The sequence below is a fragment of the Streptomyces sp. S4.7 genome (genome assembly GCF_010384365.1).
Lineage (GTDB): Bacteria > Actinomycetota > Actinomycetes > Streptomycetales > Streptomycetaceae > Streptomyces.
The window spans coordinates 662,665-680,164 of the sequence record NZ_CP048397.1; the positions used below are offsets into that span (position 1 = coordinate 662,665).

Consider the following 17,500-nt stretch of genomic DNA (forward strand, 5'->3'; position numbering starts at 1 on the left):
GCGGTCCACCCTCCTAGGATGGGGGCGCGTTCCCTGGCGAGATCGGGGCTCGAACCGGGAGGGGTTCTTTCCGTTGACGGACAACAGGCGTGTCGATTTATCCGTTCCGAGTGCGGCGAGGATGTACGACTGGCTGCTCGGCGGCCATTACAACTACGAGGTGGACCAGAGAGCTTCCGAGGAGCTGCTGAAGGTCGCGCCGACGACGAAGGAACTTGCCCGGAACAATCGCTGGTTCCTGGAACGTGTCGTACGCGTCATGGCCGAGGAGCACGGAATTCGGCAATTCGTCGATTTCGGGTCCGGACTGCCGACGCAGAACAACGTCCATCAGATCGCGCAGGCGGTCGATCCGCGGTCACGCGTCGTCTATGTCGACGACGACCCCGTCGTCCTCGCGCACGGTCAGGCCATCTTCGACGAGAACGACCGGAGCGTGGTCATCGCGTCGGACATGCTGGAGACCGAGTGCATCCTGGAGCACACCGACTTCAGGCGTCTCATCGACCTCGACCAGCCGGTCGGCGTCCTGTTCAACTCCGTGCTGCACTGCATTCCCGACGCCTCGGGTCCCGGCGACCTCGTCACGCGCGTCGTGGACCGGTTGCGCCCGGGAAGCTTCGTGGTGATCTGCCAGCTCGTCAGCGACGACGCCGAGCTCCGCCGGCAGGTGACGGAGATGATGCTGGAGCAGACCCACGGCCGATGGGGCCGGGTCCGTGAACGGGCAGAGGTGGAGCGGTACTTCGACGGTCTTCTGATCCAGTCCCCCGGTCTGGTCGATGTCACGGACTGGCGCCCGGACTCCGAACTCAAACGACGTCAGCGCAGCATCGAGTGGACGGAGTACGGCGGTCTGGCCGAAGTACCGCCGGAGCGACGGAGCGGAGCCGTCCCTAGACCTCGTACCGCTTGATCGCGTCCAGGAGTATGGTCCGGCTGTCCCGCCAGGAGGCGGCGGCCTCGTGGCTGAGGCGCAGCATCACCTCCACGCGCCGTTCCACGTCGTCCGGCTTCACGTAGTACGTCGCGTCGTCGTCCCCCTCGACATACACCATGGCGGGCGGCCCGAGGGGGCCGAAGCGCAAGTGGGCCATGGAGCCGTGGTTGGACACGACGCTGCTGTCCAGCGGCACGAACCGGATGGTGACACCGGGCCGGTCGCTGTACTCCAGGAGACCGCGCAGCTGCTCGGCCATCATCCGCGGGCTGCCGACCCGGCGGAGCAGTACGGACTGGTCCAGCAGGAAGACCGCCCTGGGCGGATCCGGCTGCTCGAAGAACCGCCGCTGGCGCTCCAGCCGCAGCTGGACGCGCTGTTCGATCTGGTCGCCCTCGAAGACACGGAGGCCGTCGCTGATGATCTGCCTCGCGTACGCGGCGGTCTGGAGGAGGCCCGGCGCGATGCGTGCCTCGTAGGCGCAGAAGTACACGGCCTCCGACTCCAGCCCGATCAGCCGCTGCATCCACGAGGCCGCGTAGTCGGAGTAGCGGTCGAACCACTCCGGTTCCACCGCGCGGCGGGCGAGAAGTGCGAGATCGGCGCGCTCGGCCGCGGTCGCCCCGTACCGGTCGGCGAGAATACCGATGTCGCGAGGGTCCGGCGGGCTCTGCGCCCGTTCGAGCCGGCTCACCTTGGAAACGGACGCGTTGATCAATTTCGCCGACGCGGTCACGGTGATTCCACGCGCCTCGCGCATTTTGCGCAGCTCCAGGCCGAGCACGACACCGGCGGCGGTCGGATTCAGACTCCGCGGGCGAGCGGGGGCGGGAGCACGGCCGAAAAGCGGGGCCGGGGTGTCTGGCGGATGGGACACGCATGCTCCGTTCATGAATAAGCGTGGCTCATCATGGCACGACGAATGCTCGCATGTCCCACCGAACTGATGCTCAAAAACACGCCAGTTGGACTACAGGGCGTCGAACTCGCCCTTCTTCGCGCCGTCCAGGAAGGCCGCCATCTCAAGCGCCTCGAAGACCAGCGCCGGGCCGTCCGGATCGGTCGAGTTGCGCATCGCGACCTTACCGCCGGGCAGAGACGCCAGCTCCACACACTGACCATTGGCCGTACTCTTCCGGCTTTTGATCCAGTCCGCCGTGATGGACCCCGCCGGAACACCGTTGCGATAGCCGTCCATAAGCTTCTCCCTAACTGTGTTCGAACAATCCGAGTTCCCGCCGATTCCCCGCCGACCCGCGCCCCTGAAGGGATAAATACGCAGACGGGAGGTGCGCGTAATCCCGTCATGCAATCAGGGGCGGGAACACGGCGATACTAGACCTGAAGATTCGAACAGAACTGTCCCCCTGAAGGGTGATCGCGAAGGAGTGTCGGACTCGACATCAGCCGGGAGATGGACGTTCGATTGGACCGGCCGGTACACCCTCACCGATCGCGACGGCCGTGCGATCGGCCGTCCTCATATCCAGGAGATGCCATGACCACCGAGCAGGAAGCACTCGACGCCATCCATCACGCGTTCGGGAACAGCGCGCACGCCGAGGTGAACACCTTCCCGGCGGGCAATGTGTCGATCACTCTCACCAAGGGCGAGCACGCGGCGACGATCGACGGACACCCGGAGAGCGGCTGGGGCTGGACGATCGACCCCGCCGACGACGAGGGATTCAGCGGACACGAGAACACGGCAGACACGCTCGGCGAGGCACTCGCCGACGTGCGCGCCGCCCTGATCTGAACCGGCGTCCGACTCCGGGCGCGCGAAGATCCGACGGGCGGGGCCCGCACACGGGTTCCCGTGCGGTGCGCGCCCGTCGGCGCGCGACGGGTACCTTGAGACGGTGATTGTCCAGGCACGGAAGTCGCGCGGTGACCGCGCGAGGCCGGCGCCGGCGAACTCAACGGTGCGGCGAACGGCTTGGGGAGTTCGGCAGCGTGCCGCGGGGGTGCTGTCAGCGCTGCTCCTCGGCGTCGTCACCCTGGTCGCTCCCACGCCGGCCTCGGCGCTCGGCGCCACGAGCACCGCCGCCGCGGCGGCCACTGCCGTCCAGCGGACACTCCCCCATCAGGCCGACCGGCCGACGCGCTCCGAGCGCTCCCGCGACTTCCGCGGGGACTCGCCCCGCGCCGCCCACAGCCACGCGGGCGCGCCGACCCGGGCGGCGTCCACGGGGCTCTGGACGCCCGAGCACACCCGGCAGCAGCACGCGCCGCAGCCCGACACGGGCGTCGTGCCGCTCACCGCGGGACTGCCCCACCCCCGCGCCGTCGTGGAGTGCGGCGTACGTCCGGGCGTCACCGCCCCGACGGCCCGGCCCTCGGGGCTGCCCGACGTCCGCGGACCTCCCTCCGGGAGCAGTCATCCGCACTGTCCCGTTCACGCGCCGACGCACCGCCTCCGGTAGAGCCGGGCGGGTCTGAAGCCAGGCCCGCCTCCCTCATGGGGGTGGCGCGTTCCGGCGCCCTCCCGGAGGAATCCCATGACTCGCGCCACCACGGTGCGGGCGGTTCTGGCTGTGGCCGTGCTGCTCGTATCGCTCTTCGTCACACTCACCATGAGCCCCAGACTGGGGCTCGATCTGCAGGGCGGCACCCGGATCGTCCTCCAGGCCCGCGACTCCGCGACCGCGACCGCGGACCGGGAGAGCACCGACCGCACGGTCGAGGTCCTGCGCCAGCGGATCGACGCGCTGGGGGTCGCGGAGCCGACCCTCACGCGCTCCGGGGAGAACCGTGTCCTCGTCGAGCTCCCCGACGTCACCGATCCCCGCAAGGCCGCCGAGGTACTGGGCCGGACCGCCCAGCTGACCTTCCACCCCGTCAACGGCCCCGCCGACGGCGAACCTTCCGAAGAAGCCGAGAAGAACAAGAAGGACGAAAGGCCCGAGAAGACCGATCGGTCCGGGGAGCTGGTCCTCCCCGACGAGAACGGGAGCCGGCTCAGGCTCGGCGCCTCGGACCTGTCGGGCGCGGGCGTCAGTGACGCCCACGCGGAGTTCGACGGGCAGCGGGGAGCCGGCTGGTCCGTCTCCCTCGACTTCCGTGACGAGGCGTCCCGCGCGTGGACGCGGCTGACCGGGGAAGCCGCCTGCCATCCACCGCAGGACGAGCGGCGCCGGGTCGCGATCGTGCTGGACGACAAGGTGATCTCCGCTCCACAGGTGAGCCCCTCGGTGACCTGCGGGGCCGGACTCCCGTCGGGTACGACCCAGATCAGCGGGTCCTTCTCCGCCGAGGAGGCCAAGAACCTGGCCCTGTTGATCAAGGGCGGGGCCCTGCCCGTACCGGTCGATGTCGTCGAACAACGCACCGTGGGTCCGACGCTGGGCGCCGAGGCGATCAGCGCCAGCGCGCGGGCCGCGGTGATCGGCGCGAGCCTCACCGCCCTGTTCATCACCTGCGTGTACCGCCTCTTCGGCGGCCTCGCCTCGCTGGCCCTGGCCGGGTACGGGCTGATCTCGTACGCCGCCCTGGTCGCGCTCGGCGTCACGCTGACGCTCCCCGGGCTGGCCGGGTTCGTGCTCGCCATCGGGATGGCGGTCGACGCGAACGTGCTGGCCTTCGAACGGGCGCGGGAGGAGTTCACGGGCCGTCCCGGCGGCGCTCCGCGGTCCGGCCGCACCCTGCGGTCCGCGACGGCCGCCGGATTCCGTAACGCCCGCACCGCGGTCGTCGACTCCAATGTGACGACGCTGCTCGCCGCCGGTCTTCTCTTCGCCCTCGGATCGGGGCCGGTGAAGGGCTTCGGGGTCACCCTGGGAATCGGCGTACTCGTGTCGATGTTCTCCGCCCTGGTCATCGCCCGGGCGCTGACCGATCTGGCGACGCGCTCCCACTTCGTTGCCGATTTCCCGGGCGTCAACGGAATCGGTCTGCCGGGCCGCGTACGTACGTATCTGACCCGCCGCGCCCCTGATCTGTTCCGCGGGTCGCGGCGGTGGCTGGTCGTCGCGGCGGCGGTGATGGCCGTCGCGGTGCTGGGAGTGGCCCTGCGCGGGGTGAACCTCGGTGTGGAGTTCACCGGCGGGCGGCTCATGGAGTACGCGACGGCCCGGCCGGTCGACGTCGACACCGCTCGTACGGCGCTGGCCGACGCGGGCTTCGCCGATGCCGAGGTCACCACGGCCGGCGGGCAGGAGATCTCCGTACGCACCGGGGACACGGGCGAGCGGGCCGAGGCCGCCATCCGCAGCGCCCTGAGCGAGGAGGGCGGGGAGACGGCGAAGGTACGGGACGACCTGATCGGCCCCAGCCTCGGCGATGAGCTGAGGCGTCACGCGCTGATCGCGCTGGGGATCGCCGTCGGGGTCCAACTCCTCTACCTGGCGGTGCGGTTCAGGTGGTCCTTCGCGGTGGCTTCGGTGTCCGCGCTGGTGCACGACGTGGTGATACTGATCGGGGTCTTCGCGTGGCTGGGCCGTCCCGTCGACGGGATCTTCCTCGCCGCGCTGCTCACCGTCATCGGCTACTCGGTGAACGACTCCGTGGTGGTCTTCGACCGTGTCCGTGAGCTGTGGGCGAGGTCGCCCGGCGCCTCCCTGCTGCCGACCGCGCGAACGGCCGTACTGCAGACGGTGCCCCGAACGGTGAACACCGGTATGGGCGCGCTGTTCATCCTCACGGCGCTGGCGGTACTCGGCGGGGACTCGCTCAGGGACTTCGCGCTGGCCCTGCTCATCGGTATCTGTGTGGGCACGTACTCGTCCGTGTTCACGGCCGTGCCGGTCGCGCTGGCGATGGAGGCGCGCCGCAAGGAGGGTCCTCGGGCGCCGCGCGGGCGGCGTGGCACGGGCCGTGCGCGTCCGGTGCCGCGTCACGGACGCCGGGCGGACAACGGGGCGCGGGTGTGAGCGCCTGACGCGGGCCGGGGATCCGGGCGTGGGACAGTACCTCTCCCACGCCCGGATCCCCGGTCGTCACGCGTCACGCGCCATGCGGCGGTGCGGCGGTGCGGTGGTTGTCGTTACGGGACGAGCCGGAGCAGCTTGTTCGGGGAGCCGGTCCCGACGCCCGTGATGACGTTGGACGTCGCGCCGTTGACCAGCGCCGTGGCGACGGCCGCCGGGGAGGCGCCCGGGTGGTTGGTCAGATAGACCGCGGCGGCGCCCGACACGTGCGGCGCGGCGAAGGAGGTGCCGTTGCCGGTGTAGGTGGCGCTGTCCGAGGTGTGCCAGCCGGCCGTGATGGCGGAGCCGGGCGCGAAGAGGTCCACGGTGGGGCCGTAGTTGGAGTACGTGGCCCGCGCGTCCGTCCTGGTGGTGGCGCCGACCGTGATCGCGGTCGACACCCGGGCGGGTGAGTAGTTGGAGGCGAGCGCGCCCGAATTGCCGGCCGCGATGGAGTACGTCACGCCGGACGCGATGGATCTGCGCACCGCGTCGTCCAGCGTGGTGCTGGGCCCGCCGCCGAGCGAGACGTTGGCGACGGAGGAGGCGACATGGTTGGCGGTGATCCAGTCGACGCCGGCGATGACCCCGGCGGTCGTGCCGGAGCCGTTGCTGCCGAGGACGCGCACGGCGACGATCTTCGCCTTCTTCGCGGCGCCGTAGGTGGTGCCCGCGACGGTCGTGGCCACGTGGGTGCCGTGACCGGCGCCGTCCTGGGCGGTGGCGTCGTTGTCGACGAAGTCCCAGCCGTACGAGGCCCGGCCGCTGATCTCCTGGTGGCTGATGCGGACGCCGGTGTCGAGGACGTAGACGGTCGTGCCACCGCCCGCCGAGTCCGGGTAGTTGTAGGTGCCGTTCAGCGGGAGGTTCGGCTGGTCGATACGGTCCAGACCCCAGGGCGCGTTGGTCTGGGTGGCGGTCGAGTGGACCTTCTGGTCCTGCTCGACGGCCGCGACCGCCGGGTCGGCGGCGAGCCTCTTCGCCTCGGCGCTGCCGAGGGTGGCGGCGTAGCCGTTGAGCGCCGACGTGTAGGTGCGCTTGATCTGGCCCCCGTAACCCGCTATCAGCTTCTTGCCCTGGGCCGTTGACGCCCTGAGTCCGGCCGTCTGCTTCAGCGTGACGATGTAGCTTCCGGGCACCGCCTCGGCCGCTCCGGCGTGCAGGATCCTGCCTTCGCCGGGGCGGCCTGGGCGGGTGCGGTCAGGCCCGCGCCGAGTACCGCCGCCAGGGTCGCCGCGGTGGTGATCGCCACGGCGGCCCGCCGCTTGGTGTCACGTACTGCTGCCATCGAGAGGGTCCTCCTCGGACGGTGGCGCGCTTGATGGTCACGCGCCGGGGGTGGGTGCCGCGTACGGGGTCGTAGGCCGCACCACGACGATGACCTCGGGAGTTCGGCCGGAACAAGCTTTCCCAGGTGATGTCATGACCGCGGCACAGATTTGACACTCCGTCAACTCGTTGTCACACAGGGGCAATGGGCCCGTCGCGCGATCTTCGGGATTCACCGCGCAGGTCGGGCAGCTGCTCGCGCACGAGGTCGGGGCGGTCGGCCAGGGCGTGCGCGAGCACCTGCCTCGACGTCATGACGAGAGGGCGTCGACGGTGCTGGTGAAGCGGCCGATCCGGGCGGCCTGCCGGCTGTCGGCGTACGCCTCCCCCGGTCCCCGCCCGAACCACTCGGCCCCGCCGAGGGCGCCCGGCAGGGCCGTGCGCAGCCCGAGCCTGGGCAATGTGCACGGCCAGGTGCCCTCGGGCTCGACGTCCAGGCGCAGTCGCAGGCGCCGCCGGTCGGCGCTCCAGTGGTAGTCGGCGCGCATCCCGAAGCCGTGACCGGCCGGGGCGACCCGTGTGCGTACGACGAGGGCGTCGCCGAGGAGTTCGACGCCCACGAGCCGGTGTTGCACACGGTGCAGCCCCGCGGCCCGCCATCGTGCTTCGTCGGGGTCGGCGGAGCCGCGGTCGTTGTCGGTGGGGGCACGCCACAGGTCGAGCCGGGGCCCCTCGACCACCAGGGCGCCGAGAGAGGTCAGTTGACCGCTCGACCGGTCGAACACGCCCGGTCCCAGGCGCAGTTCGCTGCCGGTCACCTCCGCAGCCGCACCGGCGGCCGGTGCGGCGGGTGCCCGCTTCGCAGCGATGGGGCACTGGCCCCGGGCGACGACGTGCCCGGTCGGCGCCCATGAGGTGTCGTCGGCGAGCACGGCCCGTACGGTGAGCCAGCTCTCCGCACCGGCGGCGGGCCGTTCGGGCAGTTCGGGCAGGGGCAGATCGGTAGCCGCGCCGGGGGCGAGCGGCGGCACGGTGAGGGCGCCGTGCGCGATCTCGACGCCCTCCTCCTCCAGTGTCCAGGAGAAGTCGAGATGGGCCGTCGACGCGATGTCGTAGTGGCTGGTGACGCGCAGCGCGCCGTCGACCGCCGTGATCCGCACCGGTTCGAAGACCTTCGCGAACTCGGCGAGGGCGGGCGACGGCGTGCGGTCGGGGTGGACCACGCCGTCGATCACGAAGGTGCCGTCGTGCAGGGGTTCGCCGAAGTCTCCGCCGTACGCGAAGTGGGCGCGGCCTTGCGTGTCCTGCCTCGCCAGACCGTGGTCGAGCCATTCCCATACGAAGCCGCCCTGGCAGCGCGGGTGGCGTTCGAACAGGTCGCGGTACTCCAGCAGGCCACCCGGCCCGTTGCCCATCGCATGGCCGAACTCGCAGAGGATGAAGGGCAGTTCACGGATCCGCTCGGGCCCCGCGAGCCCCTGTCCGATGCGGTCCACCTCGTCGTGGTCGGCGTACATCCGGCTGTAGACGTCGGTGTAGGAGCAGTCGCTGTCGCCCTCGTAGTGCAGTGGACGGGTGGGGTCGCGCCGATGGGTCCACTCGGCGGCTGCGGCCAGATTGCGGCCGGTGCCGGCCTCGTTGCCGAGCGACCACAGGACGACCGAGGGGTGGTTCTTGTCCCGCTCGACCATGCGGCGCATCCGGTCCACACAGGCGTCCGCCCACCGGGGGTCGTCGCTGGGGTTGCCCTGCCAGCCGAGTTCGATGAAGCCGTGCGTCTCCAGGTCGTTCTCGTCGATGACCCACAGGCCGTACTCGTCGCAGAGGTCCAGGAACGCGGGGTCGGGCGGGTAGTGGCTGGTGCGGACGGCGTTGACGTTGTGCCGTTTCATGAGCTCGATGTCGGCGACGGCGAACTCGCGGGGCACGGCGCGTCCCGACTCCGGGTGGAATTCATGGCGGTTGACGCCGCGGAAGACGATACGGCGGCCGTTCACCTTGAGTTGGCCGTCCTCGACGGTGACGGTGCGGAAGCCGATACGTACGGGGACGCGTTCGGTGACGGTGTGGACCTCGCCCTCGTACAGCCTGGGTTCCTCGGCGCTCCACGGCTGTACGTCCGCCACGTCGGCCGTTTCCCCGGCGGGCAGGGCGGTAATTCCGAGTTCGGGGACGCTGAGGCGTACGCCGCTGTCGGCGTCGAGGCGGAGTGTGCCGCGCGCGGTGGGATGGTCGTAACCGGCGTCGATCGTGTAGTCCCGTACGCCGCCCGCCGGACGCGCGAGCAGGGTGACGCCGCGGAAGATACCGGACAGCCACCACATGTCCTGGTCCTCCAGGTAGCTGCCCGCGGACCACTGGTGCACGCGTACGGCGAGCAGATTGCCGCGCCGGCAAAGCAGTTGCCCCACGTCGAACTCGGTGGGGAGTCTGCTGCCCCTGGTCACGCCCAGTTCGGCGCCGTTGAGCCAGACGCGCCCGCAGGAGTCGATGCCGTCGAAGCGCAGGAGGGCCGGCTGGTCGGCCCAGTCGTCGGGCAGGTCGAAGACCAGCCGGTGGTCACCTGTCGGGTTGTCGGTCGGCACGTGGGGCGGGTCGACCGGGAAGGGGTAGCGGACGTTGGTGTAGGCGGGGCTGCCGTGGCCGTTCAGCTGCCAGTGGCCGGGGACGGGGATCGCGCCCCAGTGCCGGTCGTCGAAGCCGTCCCGTTCGATGCCTTCCGGCGCCGCCTCGGCGGTCGGCGAGAGCAGGAACCGCCACTCGCCGTCGAGACTCAGCGCGGGGGCGTCGGAGCGGAACGCGGCACGGGGCGCCGACGAGCCGTGGCCGGGGGCGGGGTCTTCGACGTACGAGGAGGGCAATGGATTCCCCTTCGGCCCTTGGGGCGCCGGTGGCGGTGTCGCGGATGAGATGCCGGGCGCCGGAGAGCGAAACGGTGATCAGCGGCACGATCGCCACCAGCGTGCCCACCTGGACGACGCCGCAATCAGTGACATGGACCCCGGGGCGCTCCCCCGCCGCCGTCGGCCCTCCGGTCCGGGCCGCGCACCAGCCCCTGGCCGAGGCCGAGGACCGGCATCACGGCCTCGGACCAGGCGCGCCGGACGCCCGGTTGGGCCCGGCCCGCGTGGTCGAGCGGGCCGGCCGACCCCTTCCCCGCGACCGGTCAGCGGGCCAGCAGTTCCAGCGTGTCGATCAGGCGGTTCGAGAAGCCCCACTCGTTGTCGTACCAGGCGACCACCTTGATGTGGCGGCCGTCGACCCTGGTGAGTGCCGAGTCGAAGATCGCCGAGGCCGGATTGCCGGTGATGTCGGAGGACACGAGTGCGTCGTCGGAGTATTCGAGGACGCCGGCGAGCGGTCCTTCCGCCGCGGTGCGGTAGGCCGCCAGCACGTCCTCGCGCGACACGTCGCGGGCGACGGTCGTGTTGAGTTCGACGATGGAGCCCACCGGGACCGGTACGCGGATCGAGTCGCCCGACAGTTTGCCGTCGAGGTTCGGCAGCACGAGGCCGATCGCCTTCGCGGCGCCGGTCGTGGTCGGCACGATGTTGACGGCCGCGGCGCGGGCTCGGCGGGCGTCCCGGTGGGGAGCGTCCTGGAGGTTCTGTTCCTGGGTGTAGGCGTGCACCGTCGTCATGAAGCCGTGCTCGATGCCGGCGAGGTCGTCGAGCACCGCGGCCAGTGGCGCGAGCGCGTTGGTCGTGCACGAGGCGTTCGAGACGATGGTGTGCGTGGCCGGGTCGTACGCCTCGGTGTTGACCCCGTACGCGACCGTGGCGTCGGCACCGGCCGACGGCGCGCTGACGAGCACCTTCCGGGCGCCCGCCGCGAGGTGGGCGCGGGCGGCGTCGGCCGAGGTGAAGCGGCCGGTCGACTCCAGCACGATGTCGACGCCGAGTTCGGCCCACGGGAGCCGTGCCGGGTCGCGTTCCGCGAGCACGGCGATACGGCGCCCGTCCACGACGAGCGCGTCGTTGTCGGCGGTGACCGGGCGGCCGAGCCGACCGGCCGTCGTGTCGAAGGCGAGCAGCCGGGCGAGGGCGGCCGGCTCCGTGAGGTCGTTGACGGCGACGATTTCGAGGTCGCTGTCGCGTTCGAGGAGGACGCGCAGCGCGTTGCGTCCGATGCGGCCGAATCCGTTGATGGCGATGCGAGTCATGAGTGGTGTCCCTTCGGTTCCCCACCAGGTTCGCGCGCGGCGGCCACTCGTGACGGCGGCGTGAACGCCATGGTTCGCAAGGATCGTGCCAAACGGCGGAACGGACGCGGGGCTACTCGCCGTGGGCGAAGGTCCGCCGGTACGCGCTCGGTGTGGTGCCGAGGGTGCGCCGGAAGTGTGTCCGCAGGTTCGCGCCGGTGCCGAGCCCGACGTCCGTGGCGATCTGCTCGATGCTCCGCTCCGAACGCTCCAGCAGTTCCCGGGCCATGTCGACGCGGGCGCGCATGACCCACTGCATCGGTGTGTACCCGGTGTCCTGGACGAAGCGCCGCGAGAACGTGCGCGGCGACACCGCCGCGTGCCGGGCGAGCGCCTTGAGGGTGAGGGGCTCGCCGAGCCGGTGCAGCGCCCACTCGCGGGTGGCGGCGAACCTTTCGCCGAGGGGTTCGGGCACCCGGCGCGGTACGTACTGCGCCTGGCCGCCGCTGCGGTAGGGGGCCGCGACCAGGCGGCGGGCGGCGTGGTTGGACGCGGCCACCCCGAGTTCGGTGCGCAGGATGTGCAGGCACAGGTCGATGCCCGAGGCGGCGCCGGCCGACGTCAGGACGCTGCCCTCGTCGACGAACAGCACGTTCTCGTCGACCCGGACGAGCGGGTGCCTGGCCGCGAGTGCCCGCGTGTAGTGCCAGTGCGTCGTGGCGCGCCTGCCGTCGAGCAGGCCCGTGGCGGCGACGGCGAAGGCGCCGGTCGAGATGGCGGCGAGCCGGGCGCCCCCGCGGTGGGCGGCGATCAGCGCGTCGACGACCTCGGGCGGCGGGTCGTCCCGGTCCGGGAACCGGTAGCCGGGGATGAAGACGATGTCGGCCCACATGAGGGCGTCGAGCCCGTGGGCGACGTGGTACGACAGGCCGTCACCACCGGCCACCGGACCGGGCGCGGCACCGCACACCCGTACCTCGTACGGCATGCTCTCGCGGGTCGTGAACACCTGCGCGGGGATGCCCACGTCGAGTGGTTTCGCACCTTCCAGCACGAGGACGGCGGCGCGGCGCGGGCGGTGGGCCGGCATGGGCACAGGATAGGGGCCGGGTCAGCCGAGGAAGCTGAGCCGGACCTTCCGCTCGGGGTTGTCGACGTTCGTGTCGACCAGGCAGACGGACTGCCAGGTGCCCAGTTCGAGGCGGCCGGCGATCACCGGGAGGGTCGCGTGGGGCGGGACCAGGGCCGGCAGGACGTGGTCGCGGCCGTGGCCCGGGGAGCCGTGGCGGTGCTGCCAGCGGTCGTCGGCGGGGAGAAGGGTGTGCAGCGCGGCGAGCAGGTCGTCGTCGCTGCCCGCGCCCGTCTCGATGACGGCAACCCCGGCGGTGGCGTGCGGGACGAAGACGTGGAGGAGGCCGTCGCGGCCGGGCGCGGTCTCGCGGAGGAACTGTTCGCACAGGTGGGTCAGGTCGGTCACCGCCTCGTCGGTGCCGGTGGGGATGTTCACGATCCTGGTGGTGAAGGCGTCGGGCATGGGTCCTATCCTGCCGCGCCGCAGGTGTGTTCGCGTGCGGGATGATCCGTGGACTCCGGGATGTTGGTAGAAGCGTGAACGACTTCGGGGTGGCAGAGACGGTCGGGGTGGCGCGGGCCGGCGGGACACGGGACGTGGACGTCGTGGTCATCGGCGCGGGACAGGCGGGTCTGTCGAGCGCCTACCACCTGCGACGATCCGGGCTGACGCCCGACCGGGACTTCGTCACCCTCGACCATTCCCCGCAGCCGGGCGGCGCATGGCAGTTCCGCTGGCCCTCGCTCACGTACGAGAAGATCCACGGGATGCACGCGCTGCCGGGCATGGAGCTGACCGGCGCCGACGGTTCGCGGCCCTCGTCCGAGGTCGTCGGGGGCTACTTCACCGCGTACGAGGAGCGGTTCGGCCTGCGGGTCCGCCGGCCCGTGGATGTGTCGGCGGTCCGTGAGGGCGAGGGCGGGCGGCTGCGGGTCGAGACGTCGGACGGTGTCTGGTCGGCGCGGGCGCTGATCAGTGCCACGGGCACCTGGGACCGGCCCTTCTGGCCGCGTTATCCGGGGCAGGAGACCTTTCGGGGCCGCCAGTTGCACACCGCGGGCTATCCGGGGCCCGGCGGGTTCGCCGGGCTGCGGGTGGTCGTCGTCGGTGGCGGGGCTTCCGGGACACAGCATCTGATGGAGATCGCGGACGTGGCGGCGGAGACGACATGGGTCACGCGCAGGCCACCGGTCTTCCGGGAGGGGCCGTTCGGCGAGGAGCAGGGGCGGGCGGCGGTCGCGCTGGTGGACGAGCGCGTACGGGCGGGGCTGCCGCCGCGGAGTGTGGTGTCGGTGACCGGGCTGCCGGTGACCGAGGCGGTCGAGCGGGCGCGTGCGCGGGGTGTGCTGGACCGGCTGCCGATGTTCGACCGGATCACCCCGTCCGGGGTGGCCTGGGACGACGGGCGGCGAATCGAGGCCGATGTGATCCTCTGGGCCACCGGTTTCCGCCCGGCGATCGACCATCTGGCGCCGCTGCGGCTGCGCGAGCCGGGTGGCGGGATCCGGGTCGAGGACACGCGTGCGGTACGGGACGAGCGTGTCCATCTGGTCGGGTACGGGCCCTCGGCCTCGACGATCGGCGCCAACCGGGCGGGGCGGGCGGCCGTGCGCGAGATCCGGGCGCTGCTGGCGCGCGAACCGGTTCTCGTGCCATGACCGTTGGGGGTGCCCGGCCCGTCGTGGCTCGTGATCAGCCCGTCGTGGCGTCGGCGCTCAGTGCGTCGCGGCGCTCCTGTTCGCGTTGAACTCCGCCACGTTGCGCTGGTGTTCCGTGTAGTCGGCGGTGAAGCGGGTGTCCCCCGGCGCCACGGTGACGAAGTACAGCCAGTCGCCTCTCGCCGGGTTGATCGCCGCGTTCATCGCCTCCTCCCCCGGATTGCCGATCGGCGTGGGTGGCAGGCCCCTGAACTCGTAGGTGTTGTACGGGCTCTCGGTCTTCGTCTCGGAGTGCGTGGTGTCCAGCGTGCTGCGGTTCAGGGCGTAGTTGAGGGTCGAGTCCATCTGGAGCGGCATGTCCCTGGCCAGCCGGTTGTGCACGACGCGCGCCACGCGGCCCATGTCGGTGGGTGTGTCGGCCTCGGCCTGCACGATGCTGGCGATCGTCACGCTCTGATAGACGCTCACGCCGTTGCCCCGGGCGCCGGCGGTGACGCGCTCGGCGCCGAAGCGCTCGCGGGCGGTGTCGACCATGTAGCCGAGCAGGCCGGCCGGGGTCGCGCCGGCCTCGACCGGATAGGTGGCCGGGAAGAGATAGCCCTCGGGGTTGCGCCGGGCGGCGTCGGGGAGTTCGAGCCGGGTCGCGGTCGCGGCCTTCTCGGTGGTGCCGGGCTCGATGCCGAGGACCTTGTCGACGGAGGCGTACACCTGGGCGGCCCGCTGCCCCTCGGGGACGAGTAGCGACACGGTCTTCGTCTCCTCGGCGGGTGGCTCCCCGCTCGGCACCAGCAGCAGCGGCACGAGTACGGCCGTCGCGACGACCACCGCCGCGCTCACGATCAGGACCAGTCGGCCCCGGCGGGTCAGCCGGGGCCTTCGCTCGGGTGTCGCGTGCGGGGGCTCGTTCTTCATATGGGCACGCTAACCCGAATAAAGTACACATTCCGGCACCTCTAAAGGAGCGACGTGCGGACGCACCCGCGCCGCCGCGTGCCGGGGCGGCACGGCGGACGGTGTGTCAGGCGCTCACGCGCGCGTCCGCCTCCGGAGCCGGCGCCGTCGACATCGCCCCGTCCCTGCGGACGAGCGCCGCGTACCGCCCGTCGTGGTCGATCAGCTCCTGGTGCGTGCCGCGCTCGGCGATCCGCCCGGCGTCCAGGACGACGATCTGGTCGGCGTCCCGCACCGTCGAGAGCCGGTGCGCGATGGTGATGGTCGTACGGCCCTCGGAGAGGGCGTCGATGGCCTGCTGGACCGCGTGTTCGGTGCGGGTGTCGAGCGCGCTGGTCGCCTCGTCGAGTACGAGGACGGGCGGGTCGCGCAGGATGGTGCGGGCGATCGCGAGGCGCTGCTTCTCGCCGCCGGAGAATCGGTATCCGCGCTCGCCGACCAGCGTGTCGTACCCGTCGGGCAGGGAGGCGATGTGGTCGTGGATCTGCGCGGCCCTGGCCGCGGTCTCGATCTCCTCGTCCGTCGCGTCCGGCTTCGCGAAGCGCAGGTTCTCGGCGACCGAGGCGTGGAAGAGATACGTCTCCTGCGACACGACGCCGACCGCGCGGGCGAGGGTCTCGAAGGTCAGGTCGCGTACGTCCACCCCGTCGAGCAGGACCCGGCCTCCCGTCACGTCGTACAGCCGGGGCACGAGATAGCTGAGGGTCGACTTGCCCGATCCCGTGGGGCCGACGACGGCGAGGCTGCCGCCCGCCGGGACGGTCAGGTCGATGCCGTGGAGGGTGTTCCCGTCCTTCTCGTCGTAACTGAAGTCGACACCGTCGAAGCGGACTTCGCCCCGGACCGTGCCGAGCGCGACCGGCTTCTCCGGCTCGGTGATGTCGACGGGCAGGTCGAGGTATTCGAAGATCCGCTGGAAGAGCGCGAGCGACGTCTGCATCTGCACGCCGGTGGCGAGCAGGCTCACGGCAGGGCGGAAGAGACCCTGCTGGAGGGAGACGAAGGCGACGAGCGTGCCGATGGAGACGACCGTGCCGCCGGACTGGAGGACGAAACCCGCCGCCCAGTAGATGACGGCGGGCATGGCGGCCATGACGATGCCGATGACCGACATCCGCCACCGCCCCGCCATGTTGGACCGCACCTCAAGGTCGACGAGCCGCTCGGACTCCTCGGCGAAGGACTTGGTGAGCGAGTCGGCGCGCCCCATCGTGCGGCCGAGGAGGATGCCGCTCACCGACAGCGACTCCGTGACCGTGGCGGCCATGGTGGCCATCTGTTTCTGCCGTTGCAGGGTGATTCTCTTGCGCTCACGGCCGACGCGGCGGCTGATCCACACGAACACCGGCAGCAGGAGCAGCGAGACGACGGTCAGCCGCCAGTCCAGCGCGAGCATCGCGACGACGGTGGCGATGACGGCGGTGAGGTTGGAGACCAGCGAGGTGGCGGTGGAGGTGACCGTCGCCTGCATGCCGCCGATGTCGTTGGCGATCCGGGACTGGACCTCACCGGTGCGGGTGCGGGTGAAGAACGCGAGCGGCATGCGCTGCAACTGCGCGTAGACGGCCGTCCGCAGGTCGTGCATCACGCGCTGGCCGACCGTCGTGGAGATGAGGGTCTGGACGACGCCGAAGACGCCGCTGAGAACGGCGGTGAGGATCATGCCGAGGGCCAGCAGGCTGAGCAGCCCGGTGCGGCCCTGCGGGATCGCGGTGTCGAGGATCTCGCGCAGCATGAAGGGCGAGGCGACGGCCACGAGGGACGAGGCACCGACGAGCAGGCCGACGACGGCGAGCCTGCCCCGGTAGGGACGGAAGAGGCGGAAGATGCGGCGCAGCTGCGCGGGCGGCTCGGGCAGCGACGGATCCAGGGGCCTGGCCGAGGGCTTCCAGGTCGACAGTTCGGACTTCATGGGCTCCTTCGAGGGATTCGGGAAGTGAAAAAGACTTTGAGGAGCATAGCTCACTGTTACCTAGCTTCACAATGCACTAGGTCCTGTTATTATTCCCCCATGACCACCCCCGACGCCGACGGCCTGCTGGCCGAACAGCTCCTGAGGTTGACCCGCCGGCTCCACCGCGTCCAGAAGCGCTATCTGGAGCCGATCGGCATCACTCCCGCGCAGTCACGGCTGCTGCGCACGGTCGCCTTCTACGACAGTCCACCGCGGATGGCGGATCTCGCCGAGCGGCTGGAAGTGGTGCCCCGCGCAGTGACGAGCCTGGTCGACGGCCTGGAGACGAGCGACTGCGTCCGCCGGGCCCCCGACCCGACCAACCGCCGGGTGATCCGCATCGAGCTCACGGAGACCGGCCGGGGGGTGCTGCGGGCGCTGCGCGACGCGCGCAGGTCGGCCGCCGAGGACATCCTGGCACCGCTGACGGCGGACCAGCGCGACGTGCTCGGGGTGCTGCTGTCGGCGCTCGTGGGCGGACCGGTCGACGGCGTGCCGGAGCGGCGCTGCTGAGGGGCACCGCCGAGAACTTCCGGCCATCGCTCCCGAAGAGCGTTTCGAAGCGCGCCCGAAGGCGCGTCCCGAAGAGTCCAAGGGTCCGATCGAAG

The 17,500-nt window shown here is 71.2% G+C and carries 15 protein-coding genes and 1 pseudogene; 6 read left to right on the top strand and 10 right to left on the bottom strand.

Going from position 1 to position 17,500, the window contains the following annotated elements:
• Positions 1–73 precede the first annotated feature (73 nt).
• Entirely contained in the window at positions 74–916 is an 843-nt protein-coding gene (locus tag SSPS47_RS02855) for an SAM-dependent methyltransferase (RefSeq protein WP_164248452.1), read from the top strand.
• Here SSPS47_RS02855 and SSPS47_RS02860 read toward each other — a convergent pair.
• Positions 897–1,817: a helix-turn-helix transcriptional regulator gene (locus tag SSPS47_RS02860; protein ID WP_164248454.1), complete on the bottom strand. Its 921-nt coding sequence runs from the start codon at positions 1,815–1,817 to the stop codon at positions 897–899. The two genes, SSPS47_RS02855 and SSPS47_RS02860, sit on opposite strands and share 20 nt — an antisense overlap.
• 93 nt (positions 1,818–1,910) lie before the next feature.
• Positions 1,911–2,138 carry a DUF397 domain-containing protein gene (locus tag SSPS47_RS02865; protein WP_164248456.1) on the bottom strand — a complete coding sequence of 76 codons (228 nt, stop codon included), beginning with the start codon at positions 2,136–2,138 and terminating at the stop codon, positions 1,911–1,913.
• A 300-nt stretch (positions 2,139–2,438) separates the two neighbouring features.
• Between SSPS47_RS02865 and SSPS47_RS02870 the strand changes: the two genes are divergently transcribed.
• The 3 genes from SSPS47_RS02870 to secD all read left to right on the top strand — a co-directional run bounded on the left by SSPS47_RS02870 (position 2,439) and on the right by secD (position 5,811).
• Entirely contained in the window at positions 2,439–2,699 is a 261-nt protein-coding gene (locus tag SSPS47_RS02870) for a hypothetical protein (protein ID WP_164248458.1), read from the top strand.
• A 208-nt stretch (positions 2,700–2,907) separates the two neighbouring features.
• Positions 2,908–3,366, top strand: a complete 459-nt coding sequence (locus tag SSPS47_RS02875) for a hypothetical protein (protein ID WP_164248460.1) — start codon at positions 2,908–2,910, stop codon at positions 3,364–3,366.
• Between the two features lie 75 nt (positions 3,367–3,441).
• Positions 3,442–5,811, top strand: a complete 2,370-nt coding sequence (gene secD / locus SSPS47_RS02880) for a protein translocase subunit SecD (protein WP_164248462.1) — start codon at positions 3,442–3,444, stop codon at positions 5,809–5,811.
• A gap of 113 nt (positions 5,812–5,924) precedes the next feature.
• On the opposite strand, the pseudogene SSPS47_RS02885 reads toward secD, so the two are convergent.
• The 6 genes and pseudogenes from SSPS47_RS02885 to SSPS47_RS02905 all read right to left on the bottom strand — a co-directional run bounded on the left by SSPS47_RS02885 (position 5,925) and on the right by SSPS47_RS02905 (position 12,791).
• A pseudogene (locus SSPS47_RS02885) lies at positions 5,925–7,135 on the bottom strand (S8 family peptidase).
• 173 nt (positions 7,136–7,308) lie between these two features.
• Positions 7,309–7,431 (bottom strand): hypothetical protein, encoded by a 123-nt coding sequence (locus tag SSPS47_RS35930; protein ID WP_275405133.1) that lies wholly within the window; start codon positions 7,429–7,431, stop codon positions 7,309–7,311.
• Positions 7,428–9,977 carry a glycoside hydrolase family 2 TIM barrel-domain containing protein gene (locus tag SSPS47_RS02890; RefSeq protein ID WP_164248464.1) on the bottom strand — a complete coding sequence of 850 codons (2,550 nt, stop codon included), beginning with the start codon at positions 9,975–9,977 and terminating at the stop codon, positions 7,428–7,430. Before SSPS47_RS02890 ends, SSPS47_RS35930 begins: the two co-directional genes overlap by 4 nt.
• A gap of 305 nt (positions 9,978–10,282) precedes the next feature.
• On the bottom strand, positions 10,283–11,278 hold the full coding sequence (gene gap, locus SSPS47_RS02895; protein ID WP_164248466.1) for a type I glyceraldehyde-3-phosphate dehydrogenase: 996 nt from the start codon (positions 11,276–11,278) through the stop codon (positions 10,283–10,285).
• Between the two features lie 112 nt (positions 11,279–11,390).
• Positions 11,391–12,347: a helix-turn-helix domain-containing protein gene (locus SSPS47_RS02900; protein ID WP_164248468.1), complete on the bottom strand. Its 957-nt coding sequence runs from the start codon at positions 12,345–12,347 to the stop codon at positions 11,391–11,393.
• Positions 12,348–12,368: 21 nt separating this feature from the next.
• The gene (locus SSPS47_RS02905) at positions 12,369–12,791 is read right to left on the bottom strand and encodes a YjbQ family protein (RefSeq protein ID WP_147875829.1); all 423 of its coding nucleotides are present in this window, start codon (positions 12,789–12,791) and stop codon (positions 12,369–12,371) included.
• Between the two features lie 134 nt (positions 12,792–12,925).
• On the opposite strand from SSPS47_RS02905, the gene SSPS47_RS02910 reads away from it, so the two are divergent.
• Entirely contained in the window at positions 12,926–13,987 is a 1,062-nt protein-coding gene (locus tag SSPS47_RS02910; protein WP_239065209.1) for an NAD(P)-binding domain-containing protein, read from the top strand.
• 57 nt (positions 13,988–14,044) lie between these two features.
• On the opposite strand, the gene mltG is transcribed toward SSPS47_RS02910, so the two are convergent.
• Positions 14,045–14,899, bottom strand: a complete 855-nt coding sequence (gene mltG, locus SSPS47_RS02915) for an endolytic transglycosylase MltG (RefSeq protein WP_164248472.1) — start codon at positions 14,897–14,899, stop codon at positions 14,045–14,047.
• 106 nt (positions 14,900–15,005) lie between these two features.
• Positions 15,006–16,850 carry a NovA family novobiocin export ABC transporter gene (locus tag SSPS47_RS02920; protein ID WP_164248474.1) on the bottom strand — a complete coding sequence of 615 codons (1,845 nt, stop codon included), beginning with the start codon at positions 16,848–16,850 and terminating at the stop codon, positions 15,006–15,008.
• Between the two features lie 99 nt (positions 16,851–16,949).
• Here SSPS47_RS02920 and SSPS47_RS02925 point away from each other — a divergent pair, with 99 nt between their 5' ends.
• Positions 16,950–17,405, top strand: coding sequence for a MarR family transcriptional regulator (locus SSPS47_RS02925; protein ID WP_164248475.1), 456 nt, complete (start codon positions 16,950–16,952; stop codon positions 17,403–17,405).
• The last annotated feature ends 95 nt before the right edge of the window (positions 17,406–17,500 follow it).

Excerpts from the sequence above, each read along its gene's own strand:
- SSPS47_RS02865 (WP_164248456.1), bottom strand. The coding sequence starts at position 2,138 with ATGGACGGCTATCGCAACGGTGTTCCGGCGGGGTCCATCACGGCGGAC.
- SSPS47_RS02920 (WP_164248474.1), bottom strand. The coding sequence starts at position 16,850 with ATGAAGTCCGAACTGTCGACCTGGAAGCCCTCGGCCAGGCCCCTGGAT.
- SSPS47_RS02925 (WP_164248475.1), top strand. The coding sequence starts at position 16,950 with ATGACCACCCCCGACGCCGACGGCCTGCTGGCCGAACAGCTCCTGAGG.
- SSPS47_RS35930 (WP_275405133.1), bottom strand. The coding sequence starts at position 7,431 with ATGACGTCGAGGCAGGTGCTCGCGCACGCCCTGGCCGACCGCCCCGAC.
- SSPS47_RS02905 (WP_147875829.1), bottom strand. The coding sequence starts at position 12,791 with ATGCCCGACGCCTTCACCACCAGGATCGTGAACATCCCCACCGGCACC.
- mltG (WP_164248472.1), bottom strand. The coding sequence starts at position 14,899 with ATGAAGAACGAGCCCCCGCACGCGACACCCGAGCGAAGGCCCCGGCTG.
- SSPS47_RS02900 (WP_164248468.1), bottom strand. The coding sequence starts at position 12,347 with ATGCCGGCCCACCGCCCGCGCCGCGCCGCCGTCCTCGTGCTGGAAGGT.
- gap (WP_164248466.1), bottom strand. The coding sequence starts at position 11,278 with ATGACTCGCATCGCCATCAACGGATTCGGCCGCATCGGACGCAACGCG.
- SSPS47_RS02870 (WP_164248458.1), top strand. The coding sequence starts at position 2,439 with ATGACCACCGAGCAGGAAGCACTCGACGCCATCCATCACGCGTTCGGG.
- secD (WP_164248462.1), top strand. The coding sequence starts at position 3,442 with ATGACTCGCGCCACCACGGTGCGGGCGGTTCTGGCTGTGGCCGTGCTG.